The following is a 25,475-nucleotide window of genomic DNA, read 5'->3' as shown; positions in this document are numbered from 1 at the left end:
GTGTCACCAGCGGCTGAACCGCAGGTGGTCGAAGGTGGCGGTGACGGCGGGCGCGGCGCCGCCGTGGGCGATCAGGCCGATCCGCGGGCGGGTGTCCGCGGGCAGGGTCCAGACGCCACCCCACGTCCAGGTACGGCCGTCGCGGCTCACCCCGGCCCGGTACTCGTGCTCGCCGTTCCCCGGATCGACGCGATGGGCCAGACGCAGCCAGGTCGTGGTCAGGCCGGGGGTTCCGGCGATGGTGCCGCCGTACGACGTCGCTCCGGCGTACGGCATCTCCTTGCCGAACTCCACCTGCCGGGTGTTCCAGATCGCCACCGCCGACAGCCGCGCGAAATGGTCGTCGTCGACGTACGCGATCAGCCCCGCCTGCTGATAGTTGCGCACCGTGTCCTCGCCGAGGTCCAGGGTCAGCTTCGTCTCGGCGATCCAGTTCCCGGCGGGCGCGTCCCGCAGCAGCACCCCGGCGTCGTCGGAGTCACCGGTGAGGTCGGCGCCCTGCACCGGCCACCGCAACCGTCCCCCGGAGACGGTGACCGCCGGGTCGGGCCGCACGAAGTCCCAGGCCGGGGAGAGCCCGCCGCGGAACTCGTCGGAGTACCCGGGCAGCGGACGTCCCGGGTGCGGAACCGGGGCGGGACGGACCGGGCCGTACCGCCGGCCGGGTGCGGTCACCGGTGTCTCGGACGCCCCCGCGCCGGCGTTGACCGCCGGCCAGCCGCCGATCCAGTCGAGACGGTCGAGCAGCATCGGCCGCTCGTTGATCCCGAACGGCTCGTCCAGGTACGGGTCGGCCCGGTCGATCGCGTGGTACACCAGCCAGTCCTGGCCGGCCCGGTCGGTGATCAGGCCGTTGTGGCCGGTGCCGACCCAGCGGTTGCCGTTCGGGGCGATCACCGGGGTGCCGCCGGCCCGGGACACGTTCAGCGACTGGCCGTCACGGTCCAGGAACGGGCCCTGCGGGCTGCGGGACCGGCCCACCGACACCGAGTAGCCGGTGGTGGGGCCGGCGCAGCAGTTGGCGGACGAGGCGAACAGGTGGTACCAGCCGTCACGGCGTACCACGTAAGCGCCCTCGAATTTGTTGTCGATCGCGACCCGGGTGGCCTCGCCGGTGACGTGCAGGCCGTCCGCGGTGAGGCGGCTGACCCAGATTCCACCGAAATAACTGCCGTAGTACAGCCATCGGGTGCCGTCAGGTGCGGTGACCCGGGCCGGGTCGAACGTCCACCACCAGCCGCCACCCGGTGCGGCGCGCGGCGGCACGACCGGTTCCGGGGCGAAGGTCCACGGGCCGGTGGGGCCCGGTGCCGTGGCGACGCCGATCGCGGAGGCGCCGTCGGGTTCGGTCTCGGTGACGGTCACGTACATCAGCCAGCGATCGCCGTCGCGGCGCACGTCCGGCGCCCACAGCGCCGCGGTCGGACGGGCGTATCCGGGCAGCTGATCCGGGGCGAAGGCGTCCCCCACGTAGGTCCAGTGCACGAGGTCGGTGGAGTGCGCCGTCGGGATCCGGTGCGGGGTGCGCTCGCCTTCCCGGAGCGGGTCGCTGGTGCCGTACGCGTACCAGTCATGGTCGTCGCCGGCGACGACCACCGGATCGGCGAAGGTGTCCGCGAACCCGGACGACACGGGGTTCTCATAGCGCGGCGCAGCCGGGCCGAGAAGGGTGACCACCGTCAACAGTGCTGTCAGAGGTGCCGCCAGAACCATGATCAGCCTTTCAGGCCGGAGCGGGAGACGCCTTCGATGATGTAGCGCTGGGCCAGCACGAACAGCAGCAGCGCGGGAACGCTGGCGACGGCGGCGCCGGCCATCACCACCGGATAGTTGATCGTGTATGCGCCCTGCAGGATCCCGAGGCCCGGCGGCAGGGTGAAGCTCTCCGGGCTGAACAGCACGTAGATCGGCCAGATGAAGTCGTTCCAGTTGGTGAGGAAGCTGATCAGGCCGAGGGTGGCCAGCGCCGGTCTGGACAGCGGCAGGATCACCCGGGTGAACACCTGCCAGGCGTTCGCGCCCTCGAGGACGGCCGCCTCCTCCAGCTCGCGCGGCAGGCTCTCGAAGAACTGGCGCAGGAAGAACACGCCGAACGCGCTGGCCGCGCCGGGCACGATCAGCGCCCACAGGGTGTCCAGCCAGCCGAGCCGGTCGATGATCAGGAAGTTCGGGATGATCAGCGTGAAGATCGGCACGAACAGCGTCGCGACGATCAGGCCGAAGAACAGGTTGCGGCCGCGGAAACGCATCCGGGCCAGGGGGTACGCGGCCGTCGACGCCACGGTCAGCACGAGCAGGGCCTGACCGCCGGCGGCGAGCATGCTGTTGACGAACCAGCGCAGCACCGGCGTCTGCGAACCGGCCTGGAACAGGGTCTCGTACGCGCCGGTGGTGACCTCCCGCGGCAGCAGCGCCGGCGGCACCTGTGTGGCCTCACCCGGCGTCTTCACCGAGGTCAGCAGCATCCACACCAGCGGCGCGACGAAGATCAGACTCAGTCCCAGCAGTACGGTGTACCAGGCGATGCCCTTCACGCGGCGCACGTCAGTCCTCCCTGCCGCGGAACAGGCGGAAGATGATCAGGCTGATCGCCAGCAGCGCCACGGTGAGCACATAGCTCATCGCGGCGGCGCTGCCCATCTTGAAGTCCCGCAGGCCGGTCTGCGCGATGTACATGATCGCCGTCCGCGTCTCCACGCCCGGCGCGCCCTGGGTGATCAGGTACGACTGGCCGAACATGTTCGCCGCCTGCAGCACCGTGTTGATCACCACGAACAGCAGCACCGGCCGCAACCCCGGCAGTGTCACGTGCCGGAACTCGGCCCACCTGCCGCCGCCGTCGATGCGGGCCGCCTCGTACAGCTCGCGCGGGATGTCCTGCAGCCCGGCCAGGTAGATCACCGCGTTGAACCCGAGCGTCCACCACACCGTGACCCCGACCAGCGACACCCACGCCCACGGCAGATCGGTGGTCCACGGGGTGGTGGTGCCGAGCAGGGCGTTCACCGCCCCGAGGTTGGGATCGAGCACGAAGCGCCACAGCACCCCGATCACGGCGACCCCCAGGACGTACGGGGCGAAGTAGACGGCCCGGAAGAAGGTCCGCCCCGGGAACCGGCGGTTGAGCAGCAGCGCGACGGCCAGCGGCACGACCAGCAGCAGCGGCACGCTGGCGACGGTGAACACCCCGGTCGCCGACATGGACTGCCAGAAGAACTCGTAGACCGCCGACCCCGGATCGATCAGCGCCCGGTAGTTGTCCAGGCCGACGAACGGCTTCCCGGGCAGCAGATAGTCCCAGTCGTGCAGGCTGATCCAGAGCCCGTAGACCGCCGGGACCAGCATGAACATGCCGAAGATCAGGGCATAGGGCAAGAGGAAGAGGTACGGGGTGGCAGCGGCGTGACGCCTCATGACGGTCAGCCGCCGTACTTCTTGCGGTTCTGCTCCAGGATCTGATCGGCTTTGCCGGCCGCGTCGGACAGCGCCTTCGCCGGCTCCTTGCGCAGCAGCACCGCCTCGTTGACCGCTGTCACCACGGTGTTCAGCGCGTCACCGATGCCCGGCACCGACGGCGGATAGTGCACGTAGTCGATCTGGGTGGCCAGCGCCGCCTGCTCCGGCAGGGCCTTGAACTCGGCGCTCTCCCGCACGTCCTTGCGCGCCGGGACCTGCCCGCCCTTGGCCCACTCCAGGGACTTCTGGCTGATCCAGTTGATGAACACCTTCCCGGCGGTCAGCTTGTCGTCGCTGCGGGCGCCCTGTTTGAACTGGACGAACTGATGCGAGCCGGCCCACACCGCCTTCTGCGTGCCGATCTGCGGGACCGGGGCGGCGCCCCACTTCAGGTTCTTGTCCTGGCTGAGGGTGTTGACGGTCCAGATGCCGTTCCAGTTGAACGCGTTCTTGCCGTTGCGCAGCGCCACCAGGTCGGCGTCCTGGGCCACGTTGCGCGGGCTGTAGCCCTTGCGGACCAGGTCGGTGTACCAGGTGAGCGCCTGCACGCCCGGGTCCTGGGCGAACGTGGCCTTCTGCGCGCCCGTGTCGAACAGGTCGCCGCCGAACTGCCACAGCAGCGACTGGAACCACAGGGCCCCGGTGAACTGGAACGGAGTGGCCCAGCTGCCCTCGATCCCGGAGGACTTGAGCTTGTCCAGCGCGGCCAGGTAGTCGTCACCGGTGGCCGGCGGCTTCTCCGGGTCCAGCCCGGCCCGCTCCAGGACGGTCTTGTTCCAGAACAGGCCGAGCGGGTGCACGTCGAGCGGGATGCCGAACCGCTGATCCTTGTAGACGCCGGCCTGCCAGACCGGCGGGGAGAAGTCGCCCTCGGTCAGGTTCAGCGACGCGGCCAGGTCGTCCAGCGGCAGGATCACCCCGCGGGCGGCGTTGGTGGCGACGCTGTCCACGTGCATGATCCCCAGGTCGGGGCCGTTGCCGCTGGAGACCGCGGCGGGCACCTTCTGGTAGTAGTCCACCCACTGGTAGACGTTCATCGTCACCTTGATGTTGGCGTGCTCGGTGTTGAACTGGTCGACGAGCCGCTTCATGTAGTCGCCGTCGCCGCCGGTGAACCCGTTCCAGAAAGCGAGCGCGACGTTCGGGCCGGTGTAGGCGGTGGCGGCCGGCCCGGCGCTGCGGCCGGCGCCGGTGACCTTCTCGTTCGGGCCACTGTCGCCGCAGGCGCCCAGCAGCACGGCGCCGCCCGCGCCCGCCCCGAGGGCGAGCAGGCCACGGCGGCTCAACGGTGTGTTCACGATGCCTCCTCGGTGGTGAAGCCGATCGCGTGCCACGACACCGGCGGCAGCCGGACCTCGGTGGCGCTGCGGTGGACCCGCGGGGTGACCCGGTCCGGGTGGGCCGCGGTGTTGGTCAGGTGCGCCTCGCCGGCCACCTCGACGTGCTCGCCGGGGGTGTGCCCGCCGAACGCGCGCAGGTCGAGGCGCAGGGTGACCGGCTCGGTGCCGCGGTTGACGGCGAAGACGGTGAGGGTCTCGCCGTCGTGGGTGGCGACCGCGTCGACGGCGGGGACCTCGCCGTACTCCCCGGTGGTCATGAGCGGGCCGGTCAGGGCCGGCCGCAGCACGGTGCCGCGGGCCAGCCGGGCGGTGTGCGCGAACGGGTGGAAGATGGTCTGCCGCCAGGCCGGGCCGCCCGGCTGCGTCCGGATCGGGGCGATGATGTTGACGAGCTGCGCCTGGCAGCCGACGGTCAGCCGGTCGGCGTGCCGCAGCATGCTGATCAGCAGGCTCCCGACGACCATCGCGTCGGTGACGGTGAAGTCGTCCTCGATCAGCGCCGGGGTGTCCTCGATGCCGCGGTCCTCGGGTTCGACCAGTCGCGACTGGTACCAGACGTTCCACTCGTCGAGGGCGAGCCGGATCCGCTTGGTGCGGCGCAGTTTCGCGCGGACGTGGTCGGCGGTGGCGAGCACGGCGTCGACGGCGGCGTCCAGATGGACCGCGGAGGCCCGGAAGCTGGCGCCGTCGTGCCGCTCCGGGTCGTAGTAGGTGTGCAGGGACAGGTAGTCGACCTGGTCGTAGGCGTGCTCCAGGACGGTCGCCTCCCACGCCGCGAACGTCGGCATGCCGGCGCCGGAGCTGCCGCAGGCCACCAGCTCGATGCGCGGGTCGACGCGTTTCATGGCGTGCCCGGCCCGGGCGGCGATCCGCCCGTACTCCTCGGCGGTCCGGCTGCCGATCTGCCACGGGCCGTCCATCTCGTTGCCCAGGCACCAGAGCCGGATGTCGTGCGGCCGGGTCACACCGTGCTTGCGGCGCAGGTCGGCGGCGGCGGTCCCCGCGTCGAGGTTGCAGTACTCCACCAGTTCGGCGGCCTCGGCCGCCCCGCGGGTGCCCAGGTTGACGGCCATCATCGGCTCCGCGCCGGCCAGCGCGGCCCAGCGCATGAACTCGTTGAGGCCGAAGGCGTTGCTCTCGATGCTGCGCCAGGCCAGATCGAGGCGGCGGGGGCGGTCGCCTGCCGGGCCGACGCCGTCCTCCCAGCGGTACGCCGAGACGAAGTTCCCGCCCGGGTAGCGGACCGTGGTGACCCCCAGCTCACGGACCAGGTCGAGGACGTCGGTGCGCAGGCCGTCGGGGTCGGCCCGCGGATGCCCGGGTTCGAAGACGCCGGTGTAGACACACCGGCCCATGTGCTCGACGAAGGAGCCGAAGAGGCGCCGGTCCACCGGGCCCACGGCGAAGGACGGGTCGATAGTGAGCCGCGCCACAGCCATGTTCTCGTTTTACAACGTTGGAAGTCCGGTTGTAAAGACGCCCTTAAATACCCGCGGTGCTCTCCCGGACCACCAGGCGATGATCGACCCGCAGCTCCCGGGGCGGCCCGGTGGCGGCCGGGCCGTCACCCAGGCGCTCGGCCAGCAGGTCCACGGCCAGCTGGGCGATCCGGGCGGTGTCCGGCGCGACGGTGGTCAGCGTCGGCGTGCTGAACCTGCCGTCCTCGATGTCGTCGAAACCGGCCACCGCCACGTCCTGCGGCACCCGCACACCCCGCGCCAGCAGGGTCCGGACCGCGCCCAGGGCGAGCAGGTCGTTGAAGCAGAACACCGCGTCCGGGCGGCGCGGCCGGTCCAGCAGGGCGGCCATCGCGGCGGCGCCGTCCGCACGGTGGAACCGGTCCACCCGGGCGACGAGCCGCGGATCGTACGGCAGGCCGGCCTCCGCCAGGGCCGCCCGGTACCCGGCGAGCCGCTGGTGGGCGGTCACCGCCGACGGCTGATCCTGCGCGCCGATCGCGGCGACGCTGCGGCGGCCCAGCCCGTACAGATGCCGGGTGGCCTGGGCCGCGGCAGCGGTGTTGTCGATCGCCACATGGTCCGCCGGGCCGTGCCACACCCGCTCCCCCAGCAGCACCATCGGGGTGTCGCCGCCGCGCGCCAGGTCCTCCCCGGCCAGCGCGAGCGGACTGAAGATCAGCCCGTCGATGGCGTGCCGGCGCAGGCCCGCCACCAGGTTGCGCTCACGTTCGGCGTGCCCGTCGGTCTGGTCGATCAGCACCGTCCAGGAGCGCCGCTCGGCCGCCTGAACGATCAGCCCGGCGATCTCGGCGAAGTACGGCGACTGCAGCTCCGGAACGGCCAGCGCGATCACCCCGGACCGTTTGCTGCGCAGCTGGCGGGCGGCCGCGTTCGGCACGTACCCGAGCGCGTCGATCGCCTCCTGGACCCGGGCCCGGGTGCGCGCGGAGACGTGCACGTAGCCGTTGACCACGTTCGACACCGTCTTGATCGACACGCCGGCTCGTGCGGCGACGTCCTTGAGGCCCGGGGGCGGCACAGCTGAGCACTATACAACGTTGGCAAAATCGGTTCGCGGCGCTGATCGCGGGTAACCCACCGTCATGACATCCGGCGTTCTGTTCGACGTCGACGGCACCCTGGTCGACTCGACGTACCTGCACACCGTCGCCTGGTGGGAGGCGCTGCGCCAGTTCGGCGCCGACGTTCCGATGGCGAAGATCCACCGCGGCATCGGGATGGGCTCCGACAACCTGCTCGACCACCTGCTCGGCCCGGACCGCGACCGGGACCACGACGAGGCCGCCACCACCGCCCACGACGTGCTGTACGGCGCCTGGTGGGAACGGCTGCGCCCGCTGCCCGGCGCGCCCGGCCTGGTCCGTGCCGTCGCCGGCCGCGGCCTCGCCGTCGTCCTCGCCTCGTCGGCCCGCGCCCTCGAACTGGAACAGCTGCGCCGCGTCCTCGGCGCCGACGACGTGATCACCGCCGCCACCTCGTCGAGCGACGCCGCGCGGAGCAAACCCGCCCCCGACATCCTGGAGGCGGCCCTCGACCAGTCCGGCGTCGACCCCGGTTCCGCCGTCTACGTCGGTGACTCGGTGTGGGACGTCCAGGCCGCCGGCAAACTCGGCATCCCGGTCATCGGCCTGTCCTGCGGCGGCACCTCCGCCGCCGAGCTGACCGACGCCGGCGCCGTCGCGGTCTACGACGACCCCGCCGCCCTGCTCGCGGCCCTCGACGACTCCCCCATCGCCGAACTGCGATAACCCCTTCCCGGTACGGGCACCCTGACTCGCGGCGCCCACGGCAGGCGCCCTCGCACGCCCACCCCGCAGGTGCCGTCACCCCCGGCTGGCTCTCACGGCTGTCTCAGGGCTGTCTCGACCGCCCTGAGACAGCCGTGAGAGCCAGCCGGGGGTGGGGGTCAGGCGGCGCGGCGGGTGTGTTTGGCGGCGTACATCGACTCGTCGGCGGAGGCCAGCAGCGTGGCGGCGTCCAGCCCACGGCCGGCGGCCACGCCCACGCTGCCGCGGATCGGGGTGCCGTCGGCGGCGCGTTCGGCGGCCAGGCGCTGCACGAGATGGTCGGCGATGGTCCGGGCCTCGTCGGGGCCGGCGCCCGGCAGCAGGAGAACGAACTCGTCGCCGGCGAGACGGCACGGCAGGTCGGCGTACCCCGCACGGGTGTGGCCGCGCAGCACCTCGCCCACCGTGACAAGCACCTGATCGCCTGCCGCATGGCCGAGGCGGTCGTTGATCTGTTTGAAGCCGTCCAGGTCGAGGAAGAGCACGGCGACCGGGTCCGGTGACGCGCAGTGCCGGCGCAGGGCCTCGGTGAACACCGCACGGTTCGGCAGTCCGGTCAGCGGGTCGTGGTCGGCCAGCTGCTGGAGGCGGTTCTGCAGGCGGCGCAGCCGTTCGGTGCGCCAGGCGAGCACCTCACCGACCGTGAGGTACAGCGGCATCGTGTAGCTGAGCGAGGACAGGTCGGAGGCGCTCGCCCCGGCCGCGGCCAGCGGCACCAGGTACGCGGCCACCAGGAACGGGCCCATCGCCAGGCTGATGCCGCGCGGCTCGCACAGGCCGAGCCACAGGAAGACCATGAAGAAGAACATGCCGTACCGGAAGCCGTCGGTGCCGGCGGCGATGTTGTGCAACGCGATCAGCACCATCGCCGACGGCGCGATCGCCAGCCGGATCAGGCGTGGGATGACGTTCCAGGGCAGCGCCATCGCGAACAGCCCGAACACCACGGCGGTCAGCGCGATCACCGAGACCCAGCCGGTCCGGAACCCGGGCGGCGTCGGGAAGAGGATCGTCACGAACGTGTACAGCCCGCACAGCGTGAAGAACAGGCCGACGGTGAAGCCGCTGACCACGGCGGTGTCGTCGGCGCGGCCGTTCGCGAGGAGGCGCCGCACATACCAGTTCACTCCGCTGTCTTCGGCAGCGGCGGTCGCGGCCTGAGGTTCTACCGGGTCACCGGAGGACGTGCATCGGCTCACCCCTCGACGGCGGGCCCGCACAGGGCGCGCGGGGCCGCCTCACCGGGCGAGGGCGTCGCGGACCAGGTCGGTGAAGCCGTTGGCGAGCAGCATCACGGCGATGCAGGTCAGCAGGATGCCGGCGATCCGGTCGAGGATGGCGGTGGCGGCCGCGGAGATGCGGCGCTCCACGTGGCCGGACAGGTACAGCGTGACCCCGGTGACGACGGCGTAGGCGAGCGCGGCCAGTGAGAGCCACAACCGCCCGGTAACGCTGCCGGCGTCGGCGGCCGCGGCGACCCCGAAGGCGAACGTCGTGCCGCCGACGGTCAGCGGAAACGTGAGCGGCGTGAACAGCACCTTCCCGGGGCCGGCCAACGCCGCGGCGGCCGGAACAGGTTCGGCCGCGGGGTCGGCCGGGTCTCCGGTGGCCGGGACGGGCCCGGGATCGACAGCGGGGACCGCTCCCCCGGTCCCGCGCATCAGCGGCACCGAGGCGAGGATCAGCGCGATGCCGCCGGTCGCCGTCAGCGCGGCGGTGCTGATCCCGAGCAGTTCCAGCAGCGGCTCACCGACCCAGATCGCCAGCAGCACGAACACCAGCACGTTGACGGCCAGGCCGGACGCCAGGCGCAGCTGCTGGCGGTGGGTGTAGGGGCGGACGATCGGCAGGTACGACGACAGCGCCGCGACCGGGCTGTAGAGGGCGAACAGGGCCAGGAACAGCACCAGCGCCTCGTACGGGAACGTCACCGGAACGTCACCGGGCTCAGAAGTCGACGGCGTCGCGGGCCAGCGGGCAGGTCATGCAGTGGCCACCGCCCCGGCCGCGGCCCAGTTCGGCGCCGACGATGGTGATCACCTCGATGTCGGCACGGCGCAGCAGCGTGTTGGTGGTGGTGTTGCGGTCGTAGGTGAAGACCACGCCGGGTTCGACGGCGACGGCGTTGTTGCCGCTGTCCCACTGCTGGCGTTCGGAGGCGTACACGTCCCCGCCCGTCTCGATGACCCGCAGCTCCTTGAGGCCGAGCGAGTTCGCGACCACCTCGACGAACGGCCGGTCCCCTTCGTCGACCACCTCGACGCCGGGGTCCCGGTCGCTGGGCAGCAGGGAGAACGTGTGAACCGCGTTCATGATCGTCGGGTAGAGGGTGACGACGTCCCGGTCGGCGAAGGTGAACACGGTGTCGAGGTGCATCGCGGCACGCAGTTTCGGCATCCCGGCGACGATCACCCTCTCGGCGGCGCCCCGGGCGAACAGGGCCGCCGCGACCTGGGTGACGGCCTGCCGGGAGGTGCGCTCGCTCATGCCGACCAGCACGACGCCGTTGCCGACCGGCATGACGTCGCCGCCCTCGAAGGTGGACAGCCCCCAGTCCTGTTCCGGGTCGCCCCACCAGACGGTGTCGCCGGTGAAGTCCGGGTGGAACTGGTAGATCGCCTTCATCAGCAGGGTCTCGTCGTGGCGGGCCGGCCAGTAGAGCGGGTTGAGGGTGACCCCGCCGTACAGCCAGCAGGTGGTGTCCCGGGTGTAGAGGGTGTTCGGCAGCGGCGGCATCAGGTATTCGCGGACGCCGGTGGACTCGCGGGCCAGTGACACGTACCCGGAGCGGAAGTCGTTCGGCAGGTCGCTGGTGGCGAGCCCGCCGATCAGGAACTCGGCGAGGTCCCGCGGTCTCAGCTCGTCGAGGAACGCGCGGGTGTCGGTGAGCAGCCCGATCCCCACCTCGTTGGCGATGATCTTGCGGTCCAGCAGCCACGCCCTGGCCTCCGGCAGCGCCATCGTCTCGGCGAGCAGCTCGTGCAGCTCGACCACCTCGACGCCACGGTTGCGCAGCTTGTTGACGAAGTCGAGGTGGTCGCGCTGGGCGTTCTCCACCCACATCACATCGTCGAACAGCAGGTCGTCGGCGTTGGACGGGGTGAGCCGCCGGTGGGCCAGCCCGGGCGAGCACACCAGGACCTTGCGCAGCCGGCCGACTTCCGAGTACACGCCGTGGGTGATGGACATGACGATCCTCCTGGAGGCTCAGATGGTGATCCAGCCGGCCGCGAGAGTGACGACGCCGGCGACGGCGCCGAGGACGGAGACGGCGAGGATGACGAGCTCGCGGCCGCTGAACAGCCGGCGGCCCTGCTCCCGGCGGGCCTTGACGAACAGCAGGGTGGCCGGGGCGTACACGATGAACGAGATCAGCACGAACTTCGGGCCGGCCGCCACCAGCAGGAACAGGGTGTAGACGACGGCCAGCGCGGCGACGATCAGCTCCCGGGGCCGGGCCCGGTCGGTCACCGCGATCTTGAGGGCGTACCCGGCGGCGAGCAGGAACGGGATCAGGCTGAGCGCGCTGGTCAGGTCGAGGGCGAAGTTGAACGCGTCCTCGGAGAAATAGGTGACGGTCAGCACGATCTGGATCAGGATCGAGGTCAGCAGCAGGGCGTTGAACGGCACGTCGCCGCGGGTGGTGCGGCCCAGGAAGCGGGGCATGTCCTCGTCCTTGGCCGCCACGTACAGCACCTCGGCGGCCATCAGCGTCCACGCCAGGTACGCGCCCAGCACCGACACGATCAGGCCGACGCTGACCAGGGCCGTGCCCCAGCCGCCGACCGCGGCCTCGAGGACGCCGCCCATCGACGGCTGGCGCAACTGGGCGATCTCGGCAGCGGGCAGGACCCCGTACGACACGATGGTCACCGAGGCGAACACCGCGAAGACCGACAGGAATCCGAGGATGGTGGCCCGGCCGACGTCCTCGCGCCGTTTCGCGTGCCGGGAGTAGACGCTCGCCCCCTCGACTCCGAGGAACACGAACACGGTCACCAGCATGGTGCCCTTGACCTGCTCGAACAGCGAGCCGTAGCCGACGCCGCCGCGCAGGTTGCCGGCGAACACCGCGGTGTCCAGGGTGAACAGGGCGAGCAGGACGAAGACGAGGATCGGTACGACCTTCGCGATCGTGACGATCCGGTTGAGCACCGCCGCGTCCTTGACCCCGCGCTGCACCAGGTAGAAGAAGACCCACACGCCGATCGTGGAGAGCACGACGGCCAGGATGGTGTCGCCGTCGCCGAGGGCCGGGACCACCGCCCCGACCGTCGACATGATCAGCACCCAGTAGGTCACGTTCCCGACGCAGGCGCTGGCCCAGTACCCGAAGGCGGAGAAGAACCCGAGGTACTCGCCGAAACCGGCTTTGGCGTACGCGTACACGCCCGCGTCCAGCTCCGGCCGCCGTACCGCCAGGGTCTGGAAGACGAACGCGAGCATCAGCATGCCGGTCCCGGCGATCACCCACGCGATCAGCGCGCCGATGACACCGGTCTCCTCGGCGAACCGCCGTGGCAGGGAGAACACCCCGGCGCCCACCATGCCGCCGACCACCATCATCGTCATGGTGGTGAGGGTGAGTTTCTGCGAGGTCGTCGGTGTCTCGGTCGTGGTCACGTGCGCCTCCGCGGGTCGGGTCAGTTGGTGGCGCCGAGTTCCTCGGCCAGTTCCTTCTCCTCGTCGTGGGAGAGCGAGGTCTGCAGGACGTCGCCGCCGAACGGCCGCAGCGCGTCGACGAACTTGTCCTCGGTCCGCTGCCGGCTCATGATCACGACGGCGGCCTTGCCGGGGGCCAGCAGCGCCCGTACCCGGTCCCGGAAGGAGTCGTTGATCCCGGACTTGCCGAGCTTGCCGAAAAGCGCGCCGAGCGCCCCGCCGACGACCGCCCCGGCGACCGGGATCAGGAACAGCAGCCCGAAGATCGCACCCCACAGCGCCCCGCCCGCGGCGCCGGTGGAGACGAGCTTGCCGGGCGTGTCGACGTGGCTGTGCCCCTCGGCGTCCACGGTGACCACGGCCAGCCCGTTGAGTTCGACGATGTGGTCCTTCTGCAGCTCGATGACCTTGTCGTAGGCCTGTTTGGCGGTGGCGTGGTCGTCGTACCCGATGATGATCAGATCGGACATTCCGGTTCCCTTCCGCGTCGGACACAGCCCTGGGAACGTATTCAGCCACCGGTTTCGCGGACATCATCCACCGTGGATGAATCCCTCCGCGGCACGACCGCCCTACATTCGGGGAAACCGGGGCGTGCCGAGGAGGATCAATGTCGACCGAGTCCCAGGAGAACGCGATCCGCACGATGGCGCCGGAGACGCCGTCGTCACCCGGCGCCGCCGCCGGCGAGGCCGGGCAACGGTCCGCGGGCTGCGCCTGCACGCTGACCGCCGCCGTCGAGTCGAACGGGACCCTGGTGCGGGGCTCCGGCGCCGTCTCGGCGCAACGGCTCGGCACCGGCATCTACTTCGTGACCTTCGATCGCGACGTGAGCGACGGCGTCTACGTGGCGACGATCGGGACCCCGGGCAACCTGTTCCTGATGCCGACGGGTCAGACCACCGTCGCCGGGGTGGACGGGTTCCCCGACTCGATCGACGTGACGACGCACGACAGCGCCGGGAACTTCGCCGACCGCGGGTTCCACGTCGCCGTGCACAATCCCGCCTGATCGTCAGGTCAGCGCGTCGACGATCCGGGTCGCCCGGTCCTCGTGGCCGGCGTAGGCGTCCGGGGTCGCGGACCGCTGCACCTCCTGCGCCGCGTCGCCGAGGCTCAGCGACTCCCAGTCGGAGATCTTGAGCAACCTGTCGTAGAAGGCGTCCGCCGCGTACCGCGGGGTCATCAGCTGCTTCACCGTGCCCCAGCCCTGGCTCGGGCGCTGCTGGAAGAGACCGACCGAGTCGAAGTCCTCGCCGACTCCCTCGTGCTTGAGGCCGAGGGAGGACGGCACCGACGAGTTGGCGAGGTTGCGCAGGCTGGACTCCTGGAACGCGGTCATCACGGCGATCAGCATCGCCCGGCGCGGCAGGTCCCGCTCCCGGGCGAGCCGGACGATCGTCGCGGCGTTGTTCATCTGCGTCTGATCGAGGCCGGCCACCGGCTTCGGCGGCCGGGAGACCTTCGGCGCCGGGGCGGACTTCGTGGCCGGCGCGGACTTCGTGACCGGCGCGGATGACGCCGCGGGCAGCGGGGAGGCCGTGGTCACGACGTCCGGGCGCTGGTCGGACGCCGCCTCGACAACGCTGGGGGCGGGCAGTCCCGCGCCGCTGACGGCGACGACTCCCCCGACACCGGCCGAGACGGCGGTCACCGCCATCAGGACGGACATCGCCCGTCCGCGCCGCCGGCGGTGTCTGCGGCGGCGCCGCTGTGGCGACCAGTCGGTCCGGTACATGTCGGGCCGATCGTGTGCCTCGGTGTTCCAGGGCGCATCACCGACGCCGGCATCGATGTACGAGACGCGCGAACCCGGTGCCACGAACGTGACCGTCCTTTCATAACCGACCTGTGGTCCTGGGGTACGGAGCGCGCCGCTCCGCGGATCAACGCGGGCCGGACGAATTCGGGGACCGCGTGATGTCGGCCACCTCGCCGCCGACCTGACGACCGCGCGGACCCGGGTACATCAGCTCGCCGACGGCATGGACAGGCTGGCGGCCGGCGCCGAGAAGATCAGCGCCGGCAACGCCGAGGCGGCGGCCGGCGCGACCACGTTGCGCGGCGGCATCTTCCGGCTCGCCGGCGGCGCCCGGGAGCTGGACGGCGGCCTGGCCGAGGGGGCCGCCGGGATCCCCGGGTACGACGACGCCGCGCACCGGGCCGACGTGCTCGCCGACCCGGTCGCGCTGGACCGGGACGTACGCCATCCGGCCGGCACCTACGGCGTCGGCTTCGCCCCGTACTTCCTGGCCCTGGCCCTCCGGGCCGGTGCGATGATCAACTACATGCTGCTGCGGCCGCTGAACCGCCGCCACCTGATGTCCGGCGCGCCGCCGCTGCGGGTCGCCCTGACCGGGCTGCTCCCCGGGGTCGCGATGGGCGCCGTCCAGGCCGGCCTGCTCTGGACCGTGGTGCACTTCGTGCTCGGGCTCACCCCGGTGCATCCCGCCGTCACGGTCGCGGTGATGACCGGGACAGCCGCCGTCTTCGCCACGATCATGCAGCTGATCGGCGCGGCGCTCGGACCGGCCGGGCGGGTGATCGCGCTGGCGCTGCTGATGCCGCAGCTCACCTCGCCCGGCGGGACCTACCCGGTGCAGACGTCGCCGGACTTCTTCCAGGCGATCCGTTCCGCCGTCGGCGGGGGCACGGCCGCGACCGTCTCGTACGACACCCTGGTCCTCGCCGTCGTCGGCGCCGCCGCGCTGACGCCGACCGTGCTGGTGGCCGCCCGCGAGCGCCGGATGCGCACCGCCGACCTGCACCCCGAACTGGTCCTCTAGGGTGCTGGTCGTGGGAACGGACGGGCGCAGCCGGCGGCGCGAGGACACCCGGCAGCGGCTGTACGAGGCCGCCGTCGCGCTGATCGCCGAGCAGGGTTTCTCGGCCACCACCGTGGACGACATCGCGATGCGGGCCAAGGTGGCGAAGGGCACCGTCTACTACAACTTCTCGTCGAAGGCGGAACTGTTCGAGGAGCTGCTGCGGCACGGGGTGGGCCTGCTCACCGACCGGTTCCGGGCGGCGGTCGAGGGGCTGCCGCCACGCGAGGCGCTGCGCGCGCTGGTCCGGGCCCAGCTGGAGTACATCCGGCGGTACCAGGCCTTCGCCCAGCTGCTGCTGTCGGAGATGTGGCGCACCAACCGGGAGTGGCAGCAGACCCTGGTCCTGCTCCGGGAACAGGCCATCGCGGTGATCGCGGAGACGGTGCGGGAGGGCGTCGAATCCGGCGACCTCCCGCCGGATCTGGACGTGCGGGTGGCGTCGGCCGCGCTGTTCGGGGTGGGCCTCGTGGTGGCCGTCGACTGGCTGGTGTTCCAGCCGGACCGGGCCATCGAGGACGTCGAGGAATCCCTGCTGGCCATCGTGCGCAGGGTGGCCTGAACACCGGATCGACGGAAGTGATCCAGATCAACGGCGCGCGGCGTACGGGTGCCGGTAGCGTGTCGGCGTGGCTTTGAAAGCAAATCTGACCAGCGCCGACCTCGACGAGATCCGGCAGACCGCCCTCGGCACCGCCGACCCGCTCGGACTCGCCGCCGACCTGGCCGCCGCCGCGCAGGGCGGGGGTCTCGCCGACCCGCAGGACGCCGGGCTCGCGCTGACCCTCGCCGCCGAGATCGCCGAGACCCGGTCGAAACTGGACGCCGCCCTGCGGTACGCCGACGCCGCCGTCGCCTCCTACGGTGACCGCGACGACAGCCCGGCCGCCGCCGCCCGCGCGCTGCGGGCCCGGGTGCTGTTCCGCGCCGGCCGTGCCGACGAGGCGAACCCGCTGGTGGAGCCGCTGCGCCCGCTGCTCACCCAGCACCCGGACGCCCCGGCCTACGTCACCGCCGCCCTGGTGGTCGGCGGCCGGGCCCGTGACGCGGAGAAGTGGCTGACCGAGGCCGTGCAGGAGGTCATCGCCGAGCGCGGCGCCCCCGAGCCGGCCGACGTCGACGACGCCGGTGTGCTGTTCTTCCTGCTGCAGCAGCGGCACCGGCTGCGGCACGCCCTGGGCCTGCAGCACGACACGCACGACAACCTCGCCGAGCGGCTGGAGACCCGGCTCGCCAACGCCGGCGCCCCGGAGCAGGCCGCGGCCACCGACCTGGTGTTCTGGCCGCGGGACGAGTTCGACCGGCTGGTCAAGCAGACCGAGGCGTACGGGACGACCTGGGACGAGCACCGCGCCCGCCTGGAACGCGAGCTGGTCCGGCTCGCCGGGTCCGGACGGGCCGACCTGGCGGTGCTGCCCGCGACGGTCGCCGGCCTGACCGCGCAGGCGGGTCCCGGCGGCGACCCGGTGTCCGCGGAGAACCGGACGGCGTACGCGAAGGCGCTGTCCACCGGCGCCACCACGCTGCCGTGGCCGCCGGAGCGCAACGGATCCTGCTGGTGCGGTTCCGGCCTCAAGTACAAGAAGTGCTGCCTGCCCCGGTCCCGGGCCTGACGTGACCGGCCGGCCGCCGGTGCTCCCGGCGGCCGGCCGGCTCCGGTCCTAGAACGACAGCATGCCGCTGACCAGCGCCTGCCAGGTCACCGGCCCGACGATGCCGTCGACGGTCACCGACGGGATGTCGGCGTGCAGCGCGGACTGGAAGGCGCGGACCGCGGCCTCGGTCTCCGGCCCGAAGATCCCGTCCACCTCCGGGGCCAGCGACGGGTCGTTGGACAGGTTGCGGAACTGGAACTCCTCCTGCACCCCGCGGACCGCGTCACCCTGCGCGCCCCGGCGCACCTCGATGATCAGCGCACGCCAGGTCTGCGGCCCGACGATGCCGTCGACGGCCAGCTTCTTCTCCCGCTGGAAGTTGCGGACCGCGGTGTCGGTCCTCGGCCCGAAGATCCCGTCCACGACGACCGACTGCCCGCGGGCGCGGAGCAGGTGCTGCAGGGTCACGACCGGGTGTTCCTTGGCGCCCTGTCCGGTCTGCGGCCATGGGCTCACTGTGGCGGCCATGTGCGTGTCTCCTTTCCGCTTGGCTCGGAGGTACGCCCCTATCCCGCCTCAGGAAGCTCGAAGACCACAAGGGCCGAACGTATCGACGTACGTGCCACGCTCGATGATCTGATCGACATCGATCCGCGTGCCGGACTGAGAGCCATGGCCCCGAAAGATCCGGCCCGTCGCCCGGCCCTGCGCCCGTCTGCCCTGCTGGGCGGCGCCGGCCGCCTGAACGATCGCGGTGGCCTCGGCGACCAGCTGCCGCGCCTCCGCCCGCAGCACGACCGACTCGGCGATCGCTTTCCTGGCTCGCATGTACCACGCGTCGCGCATGACGTCGTAGCCCATCGCACACCCCTCCCCAGTGGCAACGCAGCCATTATTCCGCAGCCGTCCCCCGAGGGAACCGACGGTTTCGCGAGGAGGAGGCCGTTCGGTGGAGCGCGGCGGGGCGGATCAGCCGGGGTCGGACTCGTGACCCGCCGGATGGGTGCGCAGCAGGCCGTCGTACGCCCGGGCGGCGGTGATCTCGCCGGTCACCACCCGGTGGATGGTCCGGGTGATCGGCATCGCCAGCCCGTGCCGGTCGGCCAGCGCCACCGCGGCGTGCACGGTCTTGACGCCTTCGGCGACCTGGCCCATCTCGGCAAGGATGTCATCGAGGCTGCGCCCGCGGCCGAGCTGCTCGCCGACGTGCCGGTTGCGGCTGTGCGGGCTGATGCAGGTGGCCACCAGGTCGCCCATCCCGGCCAGGCCGGCGAGCGTGCCCGGTTCGCCGCCGAGCGCGACGGCGAGGGTGGTCAGCTCGGCCAGTCCACGGGAGATCACCCCGGCCCGGGTGTTGTCGCCGACGCCCAGGCCCTGCGCGATGCCGGTGGCGATCGCGACGACGTTCTTCAGCGCGCCGCCGACCTCGCAGCCGATCACGTCGTGGTTGGTGTAGACACGCAGCAACCCGCGCCGGAACACCCGCTGGATCTCGGTGGCGACGGTCAGGTCCTCGGTGGCGATCACGGTGGCCGCGGCCATCCCGGCCATGATCTCCTTGGCCAGGTTGGGGCCGGTCAGCGCGGCTGCCGGATGACCCGGCAGGACCTCCTTGATCACCTCGGTCATCCGGGCCAGCGAGTCGCGTTCCAGGCCCTTGCTGAGGCTGACCACCGGGATCCACGGGTGCAGGTCCGGCCGGACGCTCTGCAGGGTGTCCCGGAACGCGCCGGTCGGCACCCCGACCACCAGCAGCTCGGCGTGGGCGGCGGCCTCGGCCAGGTCGGCGGTGGCGCGCAGCCGGCCCGGCAGGGTGAACCCGGCGAGATACCGCTCGTTGGTGTGCTTGGCGTTGATCTCGTCGGCGGTGGCGGGGTTGCGGGCCCAGATCAGCGACTCGTGATCCCGCCGGGTGAGAACCGACGCGACGGTCGTGCCCCAAGAACCGGCGCCGAGCACGGTGATCCGCATGCTTTCCCCCTCATTGGACCGAGTCCACCTGCTGAGAGAGGATACGGCGGATCCATCTATTTGATGGTGAGCGCGCCGGAGGTGGCCGACGACGGCTTGCCGTACGCGTCCCCGGCGAACGAGGCAGCGAACCGGAACTGGATCCCCTTCGTCGCCTCCACCAGCGTGAAGTAGTCGGTGCCCGAGTTCGGCAGGGTGAACGTCCTGGTCTGCACGGTCGGCCACGCGGAGCCGTTCTTCCGCTGCAGCCGCAGGGTGATCTTGCGGCCGGCGGCCGGCGCGGCGAGGGTGACCTTGGCGAGGACGTCGGACTTCTTGCGGAAGTACGCCACTTTCTGCACCGTCTTGTACTGCCCGGACAGGGTGATGGCCGTCCGGGTGATCGCCGTGAAGCCGGCCGACGCCGACGACGGGGCGCTGGTGTCGTTCCCGTCGTAGTAGGCGGTGACCTTCCCACCGGACGGCGAGGCGAGCAGGGCGGTGGCCGTACCCGCGGCATCGGTCTTCGCGGTGACGGTGACCGTCGCGCCCGGCCCGGTCCGCACGAACCGGACGGGAACCCCTGGCCGCCCGGCGACCGTCGCCGTGGCGCGGACCTTGTCACCGAACTTCGCCGGCGCCGTGAGCGTCAGCCGCGTCGTCGTCTTCGCCGGAACCGGAACGGTCCCGAACCCTTCCGCCAGCCAGTACCGGCGGGCGCCGTTGTCGTACTCCTCCAGCAGCGTGTACAGCCGGCTGTCATCCGCGGACCAGGTCAGCGTGCCCTTAACCGGATCCGGCTGGTTGTAGGCGGCCTTCGGATGGGCGTCCCCGGACAGCACCGCCCCGCCGGTCGCCAGATCGAAAGCGGTCACGTTTCCGGCGCCGTGCGCGCTGACCCCGCCCCCGAGCCGGGTCCCGTCATGGGAGTAGGCGACCGACACCGGGTACGGCCCGGTGTCGAAGGTCCCCGCGGGCGCCATGGTGTCGGCGGTGAACTGCGACAGGTGGTACGGCGACCCGGCCGCCGTCGCCACCCTGGTCCCGTTCTTGCTGACCGCGATGCCGCCCAGGTTGGAGCCGACCTTCGCGGACGCCATCGCGGTGACCGCCGAGCCCTCGACCCGGTAGGTGCGGACCGTGGCCGGGCTCAACCCCGGCACCGCCACGGCCAGGGTGCTGCCGCCACCGGCCAGCAGCGGCGCCTTGTAGAAGTCGGTGCCGGCCACCGTCTGCTGATCCGTCCCGGTCATCGCGTCGACCGAGCCGAGACCGGTGGCGCCGCCGTCACAGCCGAACCCGTAGAACAGCCGCGCCCCGGCGAACGCCAGATGGGCCGGGCACGGGCTGGTCGCCCAGCGCGCGACCTCGGTCAGGCTGCCGGTGTCCAGGACCGCGATGGCGCCGGCCTGACCGAGCGCCACGTACGCCCGGTCCCCCGACACCTCGATGTCGCCGGCGCCGAACATGCCGGTCAGCGTCTTCACGGTGACCCCGTCGGCGCCCAGCACCACGACATTGTTGCCGTCGGAGACGAACAGCTTCCCGTTCGCCGCCGCCATCGCCGTGGGCGCGGTCAGCGTCGTCGCCGCCGTCGGCACCGGCGTCGTCGCCGCCACGGCGGGGGTGGCGACGAGCAGGCTCGCGGTGATCCCGGCCAGGGCGGCCGCATACCTCAGGGACATGCCGCCAATCCTTCCCCGTCCCCCCGCTGCTGGTCCGGGATATCCACAGGCCCGCGCTGTCACGACCGGAATCCGCTTCGCTGTCCGGATTTCGGGGAACGCATCCCCGTCCGTACCGTCGCCTGGTTGTTGAGGGTCTCCCGACGGCGGTCACCGCGCTGCGCCTCACCGGCCTCTCTGGCCTCTCCGGCTCCGCGAACGGAAGCGGTCACGGCGGGCCGAGGCCCGGGTTTTCAGCCGCGCCACCACACAACCAGCGCACCGGTGCGCGGGCGCGGGCTCTCCTCGTCGCCGTCAGCCCGACGGGCTCTCCTCATCGCCGTCGGACCGGTCGGTGAACGCCCGGAGCCGCAGCCGTGCCGCCACGTGGCCGGTGAACCAGGCGAAGTAGTCACCGGCTGGTTCCGGGCTCGCGCGGACCGCGGCGCACCAGGCCGGCTGGTCGAGCACCGCGAGGTACTGCCGCACGATGCGATCCCGCTGGTCGGCGGTGCAAGCGCTGCGGTGCGGCGGCTCTGCGGTCAGCCGGTCGGCGATGAGAGCGGCGGTCGTGTACCGCTCCACCGTCGGCGTCTGCCGGGCGAGGTGGGCGGCATGCGCGGCCAGGACAGCAGGCGCGGGCGGGTAGGCGTCGAGAGTCATGCCCAAGCCATCGGAGACGCTCATCGTCTGCAGGAGCCTCCCGGTGTGATCGATCAGCTCGTCGTCGGCTTCGGCGGCGGTGATCGCTGCGTGGAGGTGGGCGGCGGTGGCGACCTCACCCACGAAACAGCGGTCGAGGTAGTCGCCGTCGCAGGCGTGCCGCAGCAGCCAGGCCCGGGAAGCCCGGGAGTGGTGGCGGCACAACGCCTCGACGGCGTAGACCCGGCCCCAGCCGCTGACCCGCTCGGCGAGCCACACCAACGCTTCGTCGCCGCCGTGCCGGCGTTGCAGCGCCTCGGCGGCCGGCGCCCCGAACGTGTCCGACAGCAGGCCGACGGTCTGAATCAGGGGGATGTGCTCGCCGGCCGGGTCCGTGGCCAGCAACGCCAGCCCGACCGTGACGGCGTTGCGGTGGGTGCCGTGCCGGACCAGCCACCGGCCGGTCCGTCGTACCCGCGCCCGTTCCGCCCGCAGCGCTGCGGCGGCGATGTGGTCGTTGCGGTGGATGGGGACGTAGACGTCGCGGAGGGCTTCGGCGAGTTCGGCCACGTCCTGCGGTTGGCTGAAGTGCCCGTCGAGAAGGGCGGCGACATCGGCGCCCTCGCGCCGCCGATCGATCCCGGGTAGTGGCCGGAAGCGGTAGGTTCCCTGGTCCGGGTACGGCTTGCCGCCGCGGGGAAGGGCGCCGTCGGGATGCTGCCGGTGGAGGCGCAGCGCATGTGCGAACAGGGTGATCCGGGGTCCGAGCAGTCCGGGCTCGGGCGTCACGCTCACCGGCGGACGGAGGACTCGATTCTCTTGATCATGCCCCCATGATGCCACCCCGCCGGACGGCGTGGCTTCTCCCAGCAGCGGGGAGGCGGGAAGCCGCCACCCCCGCCGTGGGAAGGCCCGGTCACCGGACGAAGTCGATCTCCGGGTAGCGCGGGTCCGGGGCCGCGAGCAGGCGACCGTCCCGGCATCGCAGGTGCTGGTCGAAGAAGGCCCGCAGGTAAGCGCGCTGGATCCCGATGGATCGTTGTGGTGCGAGGGTTCCGACCATCTCCGCCAGCTGTTCCGGGGGAAGGCCGATCTCGGCGGCGGCCTGCGGGTAGAGGGCGACACCGTCGTTGAACGACCCGTGGACCGCGCCGCGCAGGCTCAGCTGGCGTTTCCAGCCGCGCTGGGCCGCCCAGAACGTGTTCCAGGTGGGATCCTCGGCGCCGGGGCCGTGGTCACTGCTGAGCAACAGGAACGGCCGGGCCGAACCGCCGGCCGCGGCGGGGCCGACGAAGGTGCCGTCCAGGTTGACGCCGGCCTTGACGCGGGGGTCGTCGTGCATCACGGCGGCGGCGGTGCTGCCGCCCAGGGAATGGCCGAACATGCCGATCCGGCTCAGGTCGAACGCGCCGCGCAGACCGTCCGGCAGCCGGCGGCGGCCGGCGTCCGGATTGCGGCCGGCGTCGAGGGCGGCCAACTCGTCGAGGACGAACCGGGTGTCGGCGGCCCGGACGGCGGCGACCTGGAGGACGACCTCCTCGGTGAGGTCCGGCGGAAGGGCGGCGACCTCGACCCTGCCGTCGGGGAACTCGACCTCGGAGGCGTCATGGGTGTGATCGATGGTCACGACGATGTATCCGTGGGCGGCCAGCTCCTCCACCAGGACGGTGCCGGTGCCGCGGTCGCCGCCGAGGCCCGGCGAGTAGAGCAGCACCGGGTGACCGCCGGGCCGGCGCAGGACCGGCGCCCCGGTCCTGCCGTGCGTGCGGGTGTTCAGGATCCGGGCGGCGGGCAGGCCGAAGGCCTCGGCGAAATGGGGCACCGCGCCGGGTGACAGCCACGGCTCCGGCAGGTGACCGCGGAGGTCCCGGGCCGGATACCAGATCTGGATCATGATCTCCCGGGCCGGGCGGCCCGGCACCCATGGATCGGTGCGGGTGGTGTCGCGGAGGTGGAGAGCGACGGTGCCGAGCGCGGCGGGGCCGGTCGGCGCGGGCAGCACGTATCCCCCGGCGGCGCGGCGGAGGGCTCCGGCCGGCTCGGAGGCCAGGGCGGCGGGCGCGGCGGCCAGGCCGATACCGGAGGCCAGGGCGGCGGTGAGCAGCGTGCGGCGGCGCAGTGGCCGCACCGCAGCCGTCATGTTCGTGATCGTGGTCGGTTCCAGCATGCCGACAACGCTGCCGGAAGCGGATCGCGTTGTCGGTGGGGCGGGCAGCCGCTTCAGGGTGCGGTTTTCCGCACCCCGGACGGGCGGGTAGCCCTGTCGCCACGGCCCCGGACGGTGTCTACCTTGATCGCATGGCAGCGACCGAAGCGATGAACTCCTGGACCGTGCCGGTGACCCGGGCGCCGGCCGGCACGGCCCGCACCTGGCGGGTCGTCCTCCACACGCTGGTGGGCCTGCCGCTCGGAGTGCTCGGTTTCGCGCTGACCGGCGTGCTGCCGATCGGCGCCGTCTACTGCGCGGGCTGGAGCCTGCTCTACGCCGCACCCGCCGACTGGCCGATGACCGCCGGGTTCGTGCTGCTGGCCGTGGTGGCGCCGGGGCTGGCGCTGATGGCCGCGCGGGGCCTGACCGCGGTGCAGCGGCGGCGGTTCCGGGCGCTGCTCGGCGCCGACATCCCACCGGCGGCCCGGCCGGCCCGCGGGCGGCAGATCGCCTATCACCTGCAGGCGCTGTTCACCGGCGTGGTGTTCGCCGTTCTCATGGTCGCGGCGCCCTGGACGGCCGCCCGGGTGGCCCGCGCCGACACGGCGCTGGCCCGCGCCCTGCTCGGCCCCGGCCGCCGTGCGGAGCTGTCGATGCGGGTGGAGTCGCTGGCCCGGAGCCGGGCCGACGTCGTCGCCGCGACCGACGCCGAGCGCCGCCGGATCGAACGCGACCTGCACGACGGCGCCCAGCAGCGGCTGGTGTCGCTCGCGATGAACCTGGGCATGGCCCGCGCCAACCTCGCCGGGACGCCCGGACCGGCGACGCGGGCGATCGAGGACGCCCACGACGAGGCCGTTCAGGCTCTCGCCGAGATGCGCGAGTTCGTCCGAGGGCTGCATCCCGCCGTGCTCGACGACCGCGGGCTGGACGCGGCCCTGTCCGGTGTCGCCGCCCGCGCCCCACTGCCGGTCCGGCTGCGCGTCGACGTGCCCGCGCGGTGCTCGCCGGTGATCGAGGCGATCGCCTACTTCGTCGTCTCCGAGGCGCTCACCAACGTCAGCAAGCACGCCGGCGCCACCCAGGCCGTGGTGGTCGTCGAACGCGCCGCCGGCCGGCTCCGGGTCGTCGTCACCGACGACGGCCGGGGTGGCGCGACCACCGGCGGCGACGGCACCGGGCTGCTCGGGCTGGCCCGGCGTGCCGCCGCTGTCGACGGGACGTTCGCGCTGCACAGCCCGTCCGGCGGGCCGACGACGATCACCGTGGAGCTGCCGTGCGGATCGTGATCGCCGAGGATTCGGTGCTGCTGCGGGCCGGGCTGACCAAACTGCTGACCGACGGCGGTTTCGACGTCGTCGAGGCGGTCGCCGACGCCGGCGAGCTGCTCCGCGCGGTCGGTGCGCACCGCCCCGACGTGGCGCTCGTCGACGTGCGGATGCCACCGACGCACACCGACGAGGGCATCCGGGCCGCCCTCGTGATCCATCACGAGTTCCCGGCGGTCGCCGTCGTCGTCCTGTCCCAGTTCGTCGAGGAGCGGTATGCCACCGACCTGCTGTCCGAGCGCACCAGCGGCGTCGGCTACCTGCTGAAGGACCGAGTGGCGCACGTGCCGGACTTCCTGGCCGCGGTGCGCCGGGTCGCCGACGGTGGCACCGCGCTCGACCCGGAGGTGATCGCCCAGCTGCTCGTGCGGCATCGGGCCGACCCGCTGGAGCGGCTCACCCCACGGGAGTCGGAGGTGTTGCGGCTGATGGCCGAGGGCCGTTCCAACAACGGCATCACCGCCGAGCTGAAGGTCAGTCACAGCGCGGTGGAGAAGTACATCGGCAGCATCTTCACCAAGCTGGATCTTCCGCATACCGACTCCGACCACCGCCGGGTCCTCGCCGTCCTCAGGTACCTGCGCCCCTGAGGTGAC

Annotated in this window: 25 protein-coding genes; 7 read left to right on the top strand and 18 right to left on the bottom strand. The window is 72.1% G+C overall.

Annotation, left to right across the window (positions count from 1 at the left end; all coding sequences use genetic code 11):
• Nucleotides 1-3: 3 nt before the first annotated feature.
• The 6 genes from ACZ3II_RS28610 to ACZ3II_RS28585 all read right to left on the bottom strand — a co-directional run bounded on the left by ACZ3II_RS28610 (nucleotide 4) and on the right by ACZ3II_RS28585 (nucleotide 7,295).
• Complete coding sequence (locus ACZ3II_RS28610) at nucleotides 4-1,632, bottom strand: glycoside hydrolase family 43 protein (RefSeq protein WP_465520950.1); 1,629 nt, start codon at nucleotides 1,630-1,632, stop codon at nucleotides 4-6.
• Nucleotides 1,633-1,715: 83 nt separating this feature from the next.
• Entirely contained in the window at nucleotides 1,716-2,543 is an 828-nt protein-coding gene (locus ACZ3II_RS28605; protein ID WP_465520948.1) for a carbohydrate ABC transporter permease, read from the bottom strand.
• 1 nt (nucleotide 2,544) lies between these two features.
• Nucleotides 2,545-3,414, bottom strand: a complete 870-nt coding sequence (locus ACZ3II_RS28600) for a carbohydrate ABC transporter permease (protein ID WP_465520946.1) — start codon at nucleotides 3,412-3,414, stop codon at nucleotides 2,545-2,547.
• A 5-nt stretch (nucleotides 3,415-3,419) separates the two neighbouring features.
• The gene (locus tag ACZ3II_RS28595; protein ID WP_465520944.1) at nucleotides 3,420-4,754 is read right to left on the bottom strand and encodes an ABC transporter substrate-binding protein; all 1,335 of its coding nucleotides are present in this window, start codon (nucleotides 4,752-4,754) and stop codon (nucleotides 3,420-3,422) included.
• Nucleotides 4,751-6,235, bottom strand: a complete 1,485-nt coding sequence (arfA, locus tag ACZ3II_RS28590) for an arabinosylfuranosidase ArfA (protein WP_465520942.1) — start codon at nucleotides 6,233-6,235, stop codon at nucleotides 4,751-4,753. The genes ACZ3II_RS28595 and arfA overlap by 4 nt, the downstream gene beginning before the upstream one ends.
• Before the next feature lie 43 nt (nucleotides 6,236-6,278).
• Complete coding sequence (locus tag ACZ3II_RS28585; RefSeq protein WP_465520940.1) at nucleotides 6,279-7,295, bottom strand: LacI family DNA-binding transcriptional regulator; 1,017 nt, start codon at nucleotides 7,293-7,295, stop codon at nucleotides 6,279-6,281.
• A gap of 64 nt (nucleotides 7,296-7,359) precedes the next feature.
• Between ACZ3II_RS28585 and ACZ3II_RS28580 the strand changes: the two genes are divergently transcribed.
• A complete protein-coding gene (locus tag ACZ3II_RS28580; RefSeq protein WP_465520938.1) occupies nucleotides 7,360-8,025 on the top strand; it encodes an HAD family hydrolase in 666 nt (221 codons plus the stop codon).
• 158 nt (nucleotides 8,026-8,183) lie between these two features.
• Here the strand turns inward: ACZ3II_RS28580 and ACZ3II_RS28575 are convergent, their stop codons facing one another.
• From ACZ3II_RS28575 to ACZ3II_RS28555, 5 genes are all read right to left on the bottom strand, one after another.
• Entirely contained in the window at nucleotides 8,184-9,191 is a 1,008-nt protein-coding gene (locus tag ACZ3II_RS28575) for a GGDEF domain-containing protein (RefSeq protein ID WP_465520936.1), read from the bottom strand.
• Nucleotides 9,192-9,302: 111 nt separating this feature from the next.
• Nucleotides 9,303-9,995 carry a MarC family protein gene (locus tag ACZ3II_RS28570; protein ID WP_465520934.1) on the bottom strand — a complete coding sequence of 231 codons (693 nt, stop codon included), beginning with the start codon at nucleotides 9,993-9,995 and terminating at the stop codon, nucleotides 9,303-9,305.
• Nucleotides 9,996-10,011: 16 nt separating this feature from the next.
• Complete coding sequence (locus ACZ3II_RS28565; protein WP_465520932.1) at nucleotides 10,012-11,253, bottom strand: arginine deiminase; 1,242 nt, start codon at nucleotides 11,251-11,253, stop codon at nucleotides 10,012-10,014.
• A gap of 18 nt (nucleotides 11,254-11,271) precedes the next feature.
• Nucleotides 11,272-12,687: a basic amino acid/polyamine antiporter gene (locus ACZ3II_RS28560; RefSeq protein ID WP_465520930.1), complete on the bottom strand. Its 1,416-nt coding sequence runs from the start codon at nucleotides 12,685-12,687 to the stop codon at nucleotides 11,272-11,274.
• Nucleotides 12,688-12,707: 20 nt separating this feature from the next.
• Nucleotides 12,708-13,196 carry a DUF1269 domain-containing protein gene (locus tag ACZ3II_RS28555; RefSeq protein WP_465520928.1) on the bottom strand — a complete coding sequence of 163 codons (489 nt, stop codon included), beginning with the start codon at nucleotides 13,194-13,196 and terminating at the stop codon, nucleotides 12,708-12,710.
• Between the two features lie 140 nt (nucleotides 13,197-13,336).
• Between ACZ3II_RS28555 and ACZ3II_RS28550 the strand changes: the two genes are divergently transcribed.
• A complete protein-coding gene (locus ACZ3II_RS28550; protein WP_465520926.1) occupies nucleotides 13,337-13,738 on the top strand; it encodes a hypothetical protein in 402 nt (133 codons plus the stop codon).
• A 3-nt stretch (nucleotides 13,739-13,741) separates the two neighbouring features.
• On the opposite strand, the gene ACZ3II_RS28545 is transcribed toward ACZ3II_RS28550, so the two are convergent.
• On the bottom strand, nucleotides 13,742-14,398 hold the full coding sequence (locus ACZ3II_RS28545; RefSeq protein WP_465520924.1) for a peptidase M23: 657 nt from the start codon (nucleotides 14,396-14,398) through the stop codon (nucleotides 13,742-13,744).
• A 232-nt stretch (nucleotides 14,399-14,630) separates the two neighbouring features.
• On the opposite strand from ACZ3II_RS28545, the gene ACZ3II_RS28540 reads away from it, so the two are divergent.
• The 3 genes from ACZ3II_RS28540 to ACZ3II_RS28530 all read left to right on the top strand — a co-directional run bounded on the left by ACZ3II_RS28540 (nucleotide 14,631) and on the right by ACZ3II_RS28530 (nucleotide 17,164).
• Nucleotides 14,631-15,512 carry a YhgE/Pip family protein gene (locus tag ACZ3II_RS28540; RefSeq protein ID WP_465521296.1) on the top strand — a complete coding sequence of 294 codons (882 nt, stop codon included), beginning with the start codon at nucleotides 14,631-14,633 and terminating at the stop codon, nucleotides 15,510-15,512.
• A 4-nt stretch (nucleotides 15,513-15,516) separates the two neighbouring features.
• Nucleotides 15,517-16,113, top strand: a complete 597-nt coding sequence (locus tag ACZ3II_RS28535) for a TetR/AcrR family transcriptional regulator (RefSeq protein WP_465521294.1) — start codon at nucleotides 15,517-15,519, stop codon at nucleotides 16,111-16,113.
• A 67-nt stretch (nucleotides 16,114-16,180) separates the two neighbouring features.
• Nucleotides 16,181-17,164: an SEC-C metal-binding domain-containing protein gene (locus ACZ3II_RS28530; protein WP_465520922.1), complete on the top strand. Its 984-nt coding sequence runs from the start codon at nucleotides 16,181-16,183 to the stop codon at nucleotides 17,162-17,164.
• Nucleotides 17,165-17,212: 48 nt separating this feature from the next.
• On the opposite strand, the gene ACZ3II_RS28525 is transcribed toward ACZ3II_RS28530, so the two are convergent.
• The 6 genes from ACZ3II_RS28525 to ACZ3II_RS28500 all read right to left on the bottom strand — a co-directional run bounded on the left by ACZ3II_RS28525 (nucleotide 17,213) and on the right by ACZ3II_RS28500 (nucleotide 23,569).
• Nucleotides 17,213-17,674 (bottom strand): peptidoglycan-binding domain-containing protein, encoded by a 462-nt coding sequence (locus ACZ3II_RS28525; protein ID WP_465520920.1) that lies wholly within the window; start codon nucleotides 17,672-17,674, stop codon nucleotides 17,213-17,215.
• 48 nt (nucleotides 17,675-17,722) lie between these two features.
• Nucleotides 17,723-18,007 carry a hypothetical protein gene (locus ACZ3II_RS28520; RefSeq protein ID WP_465520918.1) on the bottom strand — a complete coding sequence of 95 codons (285 nt, stop codon included), beginning with the start codon at nucleotides 18,005-18,007 and terminating at the stop codon, nucleotides 17,723-17,725.
• A gap of 108 nt (nucleotides 18,008-18,115) precedes the next feature.
• Nucleotides 18,116-19,117 carry an NAD(P)H-dependent glycerol-3-phosphate dehydrogenase gene (locus ACZ3II_RS28515; RefSeq protein WP_465520916.1) on the bottom strand — a complete coding sequence of 334 codons (1,002 nt, stop codon included), beginning with the start codon at nucleotides 19,115-19,117 and terminating at the stop codon, nucleotides 18,116-18,118.
• A gap of 56 nt (nucleotides 19,118-19,173) precedes the next feature.
• Nucleotides 19,174-20,781 (bottom strand): YncE family protein, encoded by a 1,608-nt coding sequence (locus ACZ3II_RS28510; protein WP_465520914.1) that lies wholly within the window; start codon nucleotides 20,779-20,781, stop codon nucleotides 19,174-19,176.
• A gap of 294 nt (nucleotides 20,782-21,075) precedes the next feature.
• Nucleotides 21,076-22,197 carry a hypothetical protein gene (locus ACZ3II_RS28505; RefSeq protein WP_465520912.1) on the bottom strand — a complete coding sequence of 374 codons (1,122 nt, stop codon included), beginning with the start codon at nucleotides 22,195-22,197 and terminating at the stop codon, nucleotides 21,076-21,078.
• A 121-nt stretch (nucleotides 22,198-22,318) separates the two neighbouring features.
• Nucleotides 22,319-23,569, bottom strand: coding sequence for an alpha/beta hydrolase family protein (locus ACZ3II_RS28500; protein WP_465520910.1), 1,251 nt, complete (start codon nucleotides 23,567-23,569; stop codon nucleotides 22,319-22,321).
• A 131-nt stretch (nucleotides 23,570-23,700) separates the two neighbouring features.
• Here ACZ3II_RS28500 and ACZ3II_RS28495 point away from each other — a divergent pair, with 131 nt between their 5' ends.
• Both ACZ3II_RS28495 and ACZ3II_RS28490 read left to right on the top strand, forming a co-directional pair.
• Complete coding sequence (locus ACZ3II_RS28495) at nucleotides 23,701-24,840, top strand: sensor histidine kinase (protein WP_465520908.1); 1,140 nt, start codon at nucleotides 23,701-23,703, stop codon at nucleotides 24,838-24,840.
• On the top strand, nucleotides 24,828-25,469 hold the full coding sequence (locus tag ACZ3II_RS28490; RefSeq protein WP_465520906.1) for a response regulator transcription factor: 642 nt from the start codon (nucleotides 24,828-24,830) through the stop codon (nucleotides 25,467-25,469). The genes ACZ3II_RS28495 and ACZ3II_RS28490 overlap by 13 nt, the downstream gene beginning before the upstream one ends.
• Nucleotides 25,470-25,475 lie beyond the last annotated feature (6 nt).

It is taken from the genome of Actinoplanes sp. NPDC019969 (assembly GCF_055562375.1).
This window is presented reverse-complemented; position numbering and strand designations above follow the sequence as displayed.

Excerpts from the sequence above, each read along its gene's own strand:
- ACZ3II_RS28600 (WP_465520946.1), bottom strand. The coding sequence starts at position 3,414 with ATGAGGCGTCACGCCGCTGCCACCCCGTACCTCTTCCTCTTGCCCTAT.
- arfA (WP_465520942.1), bottom strand. The coding sequence starts at position 6,235 with ATGGCTGTGGCGCGGCTCACTATCGACCCGTCCTTCGCCGTGGGCCCG.
- ACZ3II_RS28580 (WP_465520938.1), top strand. The coding sequence starts at position 7,360 with ATGACATCCGGCGTTCTGTTCGACGTCGACGGCACCCTGGTCGACTCG.
- ACZ3II_RS28565 (WP_465520932.1), bottom strand. The coding sequence starts at position 11,253 with ATGTCCATCACCCACGGCGTGTACTCGGAAGTCGGCCGGCTGCGCAAG.
- ACZ3II_RS28555 (WP_465520928.1), bottom strand. The coding sequence starts at position 13,196 with ATGTCCGATCTGATCATCATCGGGTACGACGACCACGCCACCGCCAAA.
- ACZ3II_RS28550 (WP_465520926.1), top strand. The coding sequence starts at position 13,337 with ATGTCGACCGAGTCCCAGGAGAACGCGATCCGCACGATGGCGCCGGAG.
- ACZ3II_RS28545 (WP_465520924.1), bottom strand. The coding sequence starts at position 14,398 with ATGTCCGTCCTGATGGCGGTGACCGCCGTCTCGGCCGGTGTCGGGGGA.
- ACZ3II_RS28525 (WP_465520920.1), bottom strand. The coding sequence starts at position 17,674 with ATGGCCGCCACAGTGAGCCCATGGCCGCAGACCGGACAGGGCGCCAAG.
- ACZ3II_RS28520 (WP_465520918.1), bottom strand. The coding sequence starts at position 18,007 with ATGGGCTACGACGTCATGCGCGACGCGTGGTACATGCGAGCCAGGAAA.
- ACZ3II_RS28515 (WP_465520916.1), bottom strand. The coding sequence starts at position 19,117 with ATGCGGATCACCGTGCTCGGCGCCGGTTCTTGGGGCACGACCGTCGCG.
- ACZ3II_RS28510 (WP_465520914.1), bottom strand. The coding sequence starts at position 20,781 with ATGTCCCTGAGGTATGCGGCCGCCCTGGCCGGGATCACCGCGAGCCTG.
- ACZ3II_RS28500 (WP_465520910.1), bottom strand. The coding sequence starts at position 23,569 with ATGCTGGAACCGACCACGATCACGAACATGACGGCTGCGGTGCGGCCA.
- ACZ3II_RS28495 (WP_465520908.1), top strand. The coding sequence starts at position 23,701 with ATGGCAGCGACCGAAGCGATGAACTCCTGGACCGTGCCGGTGACCCGG.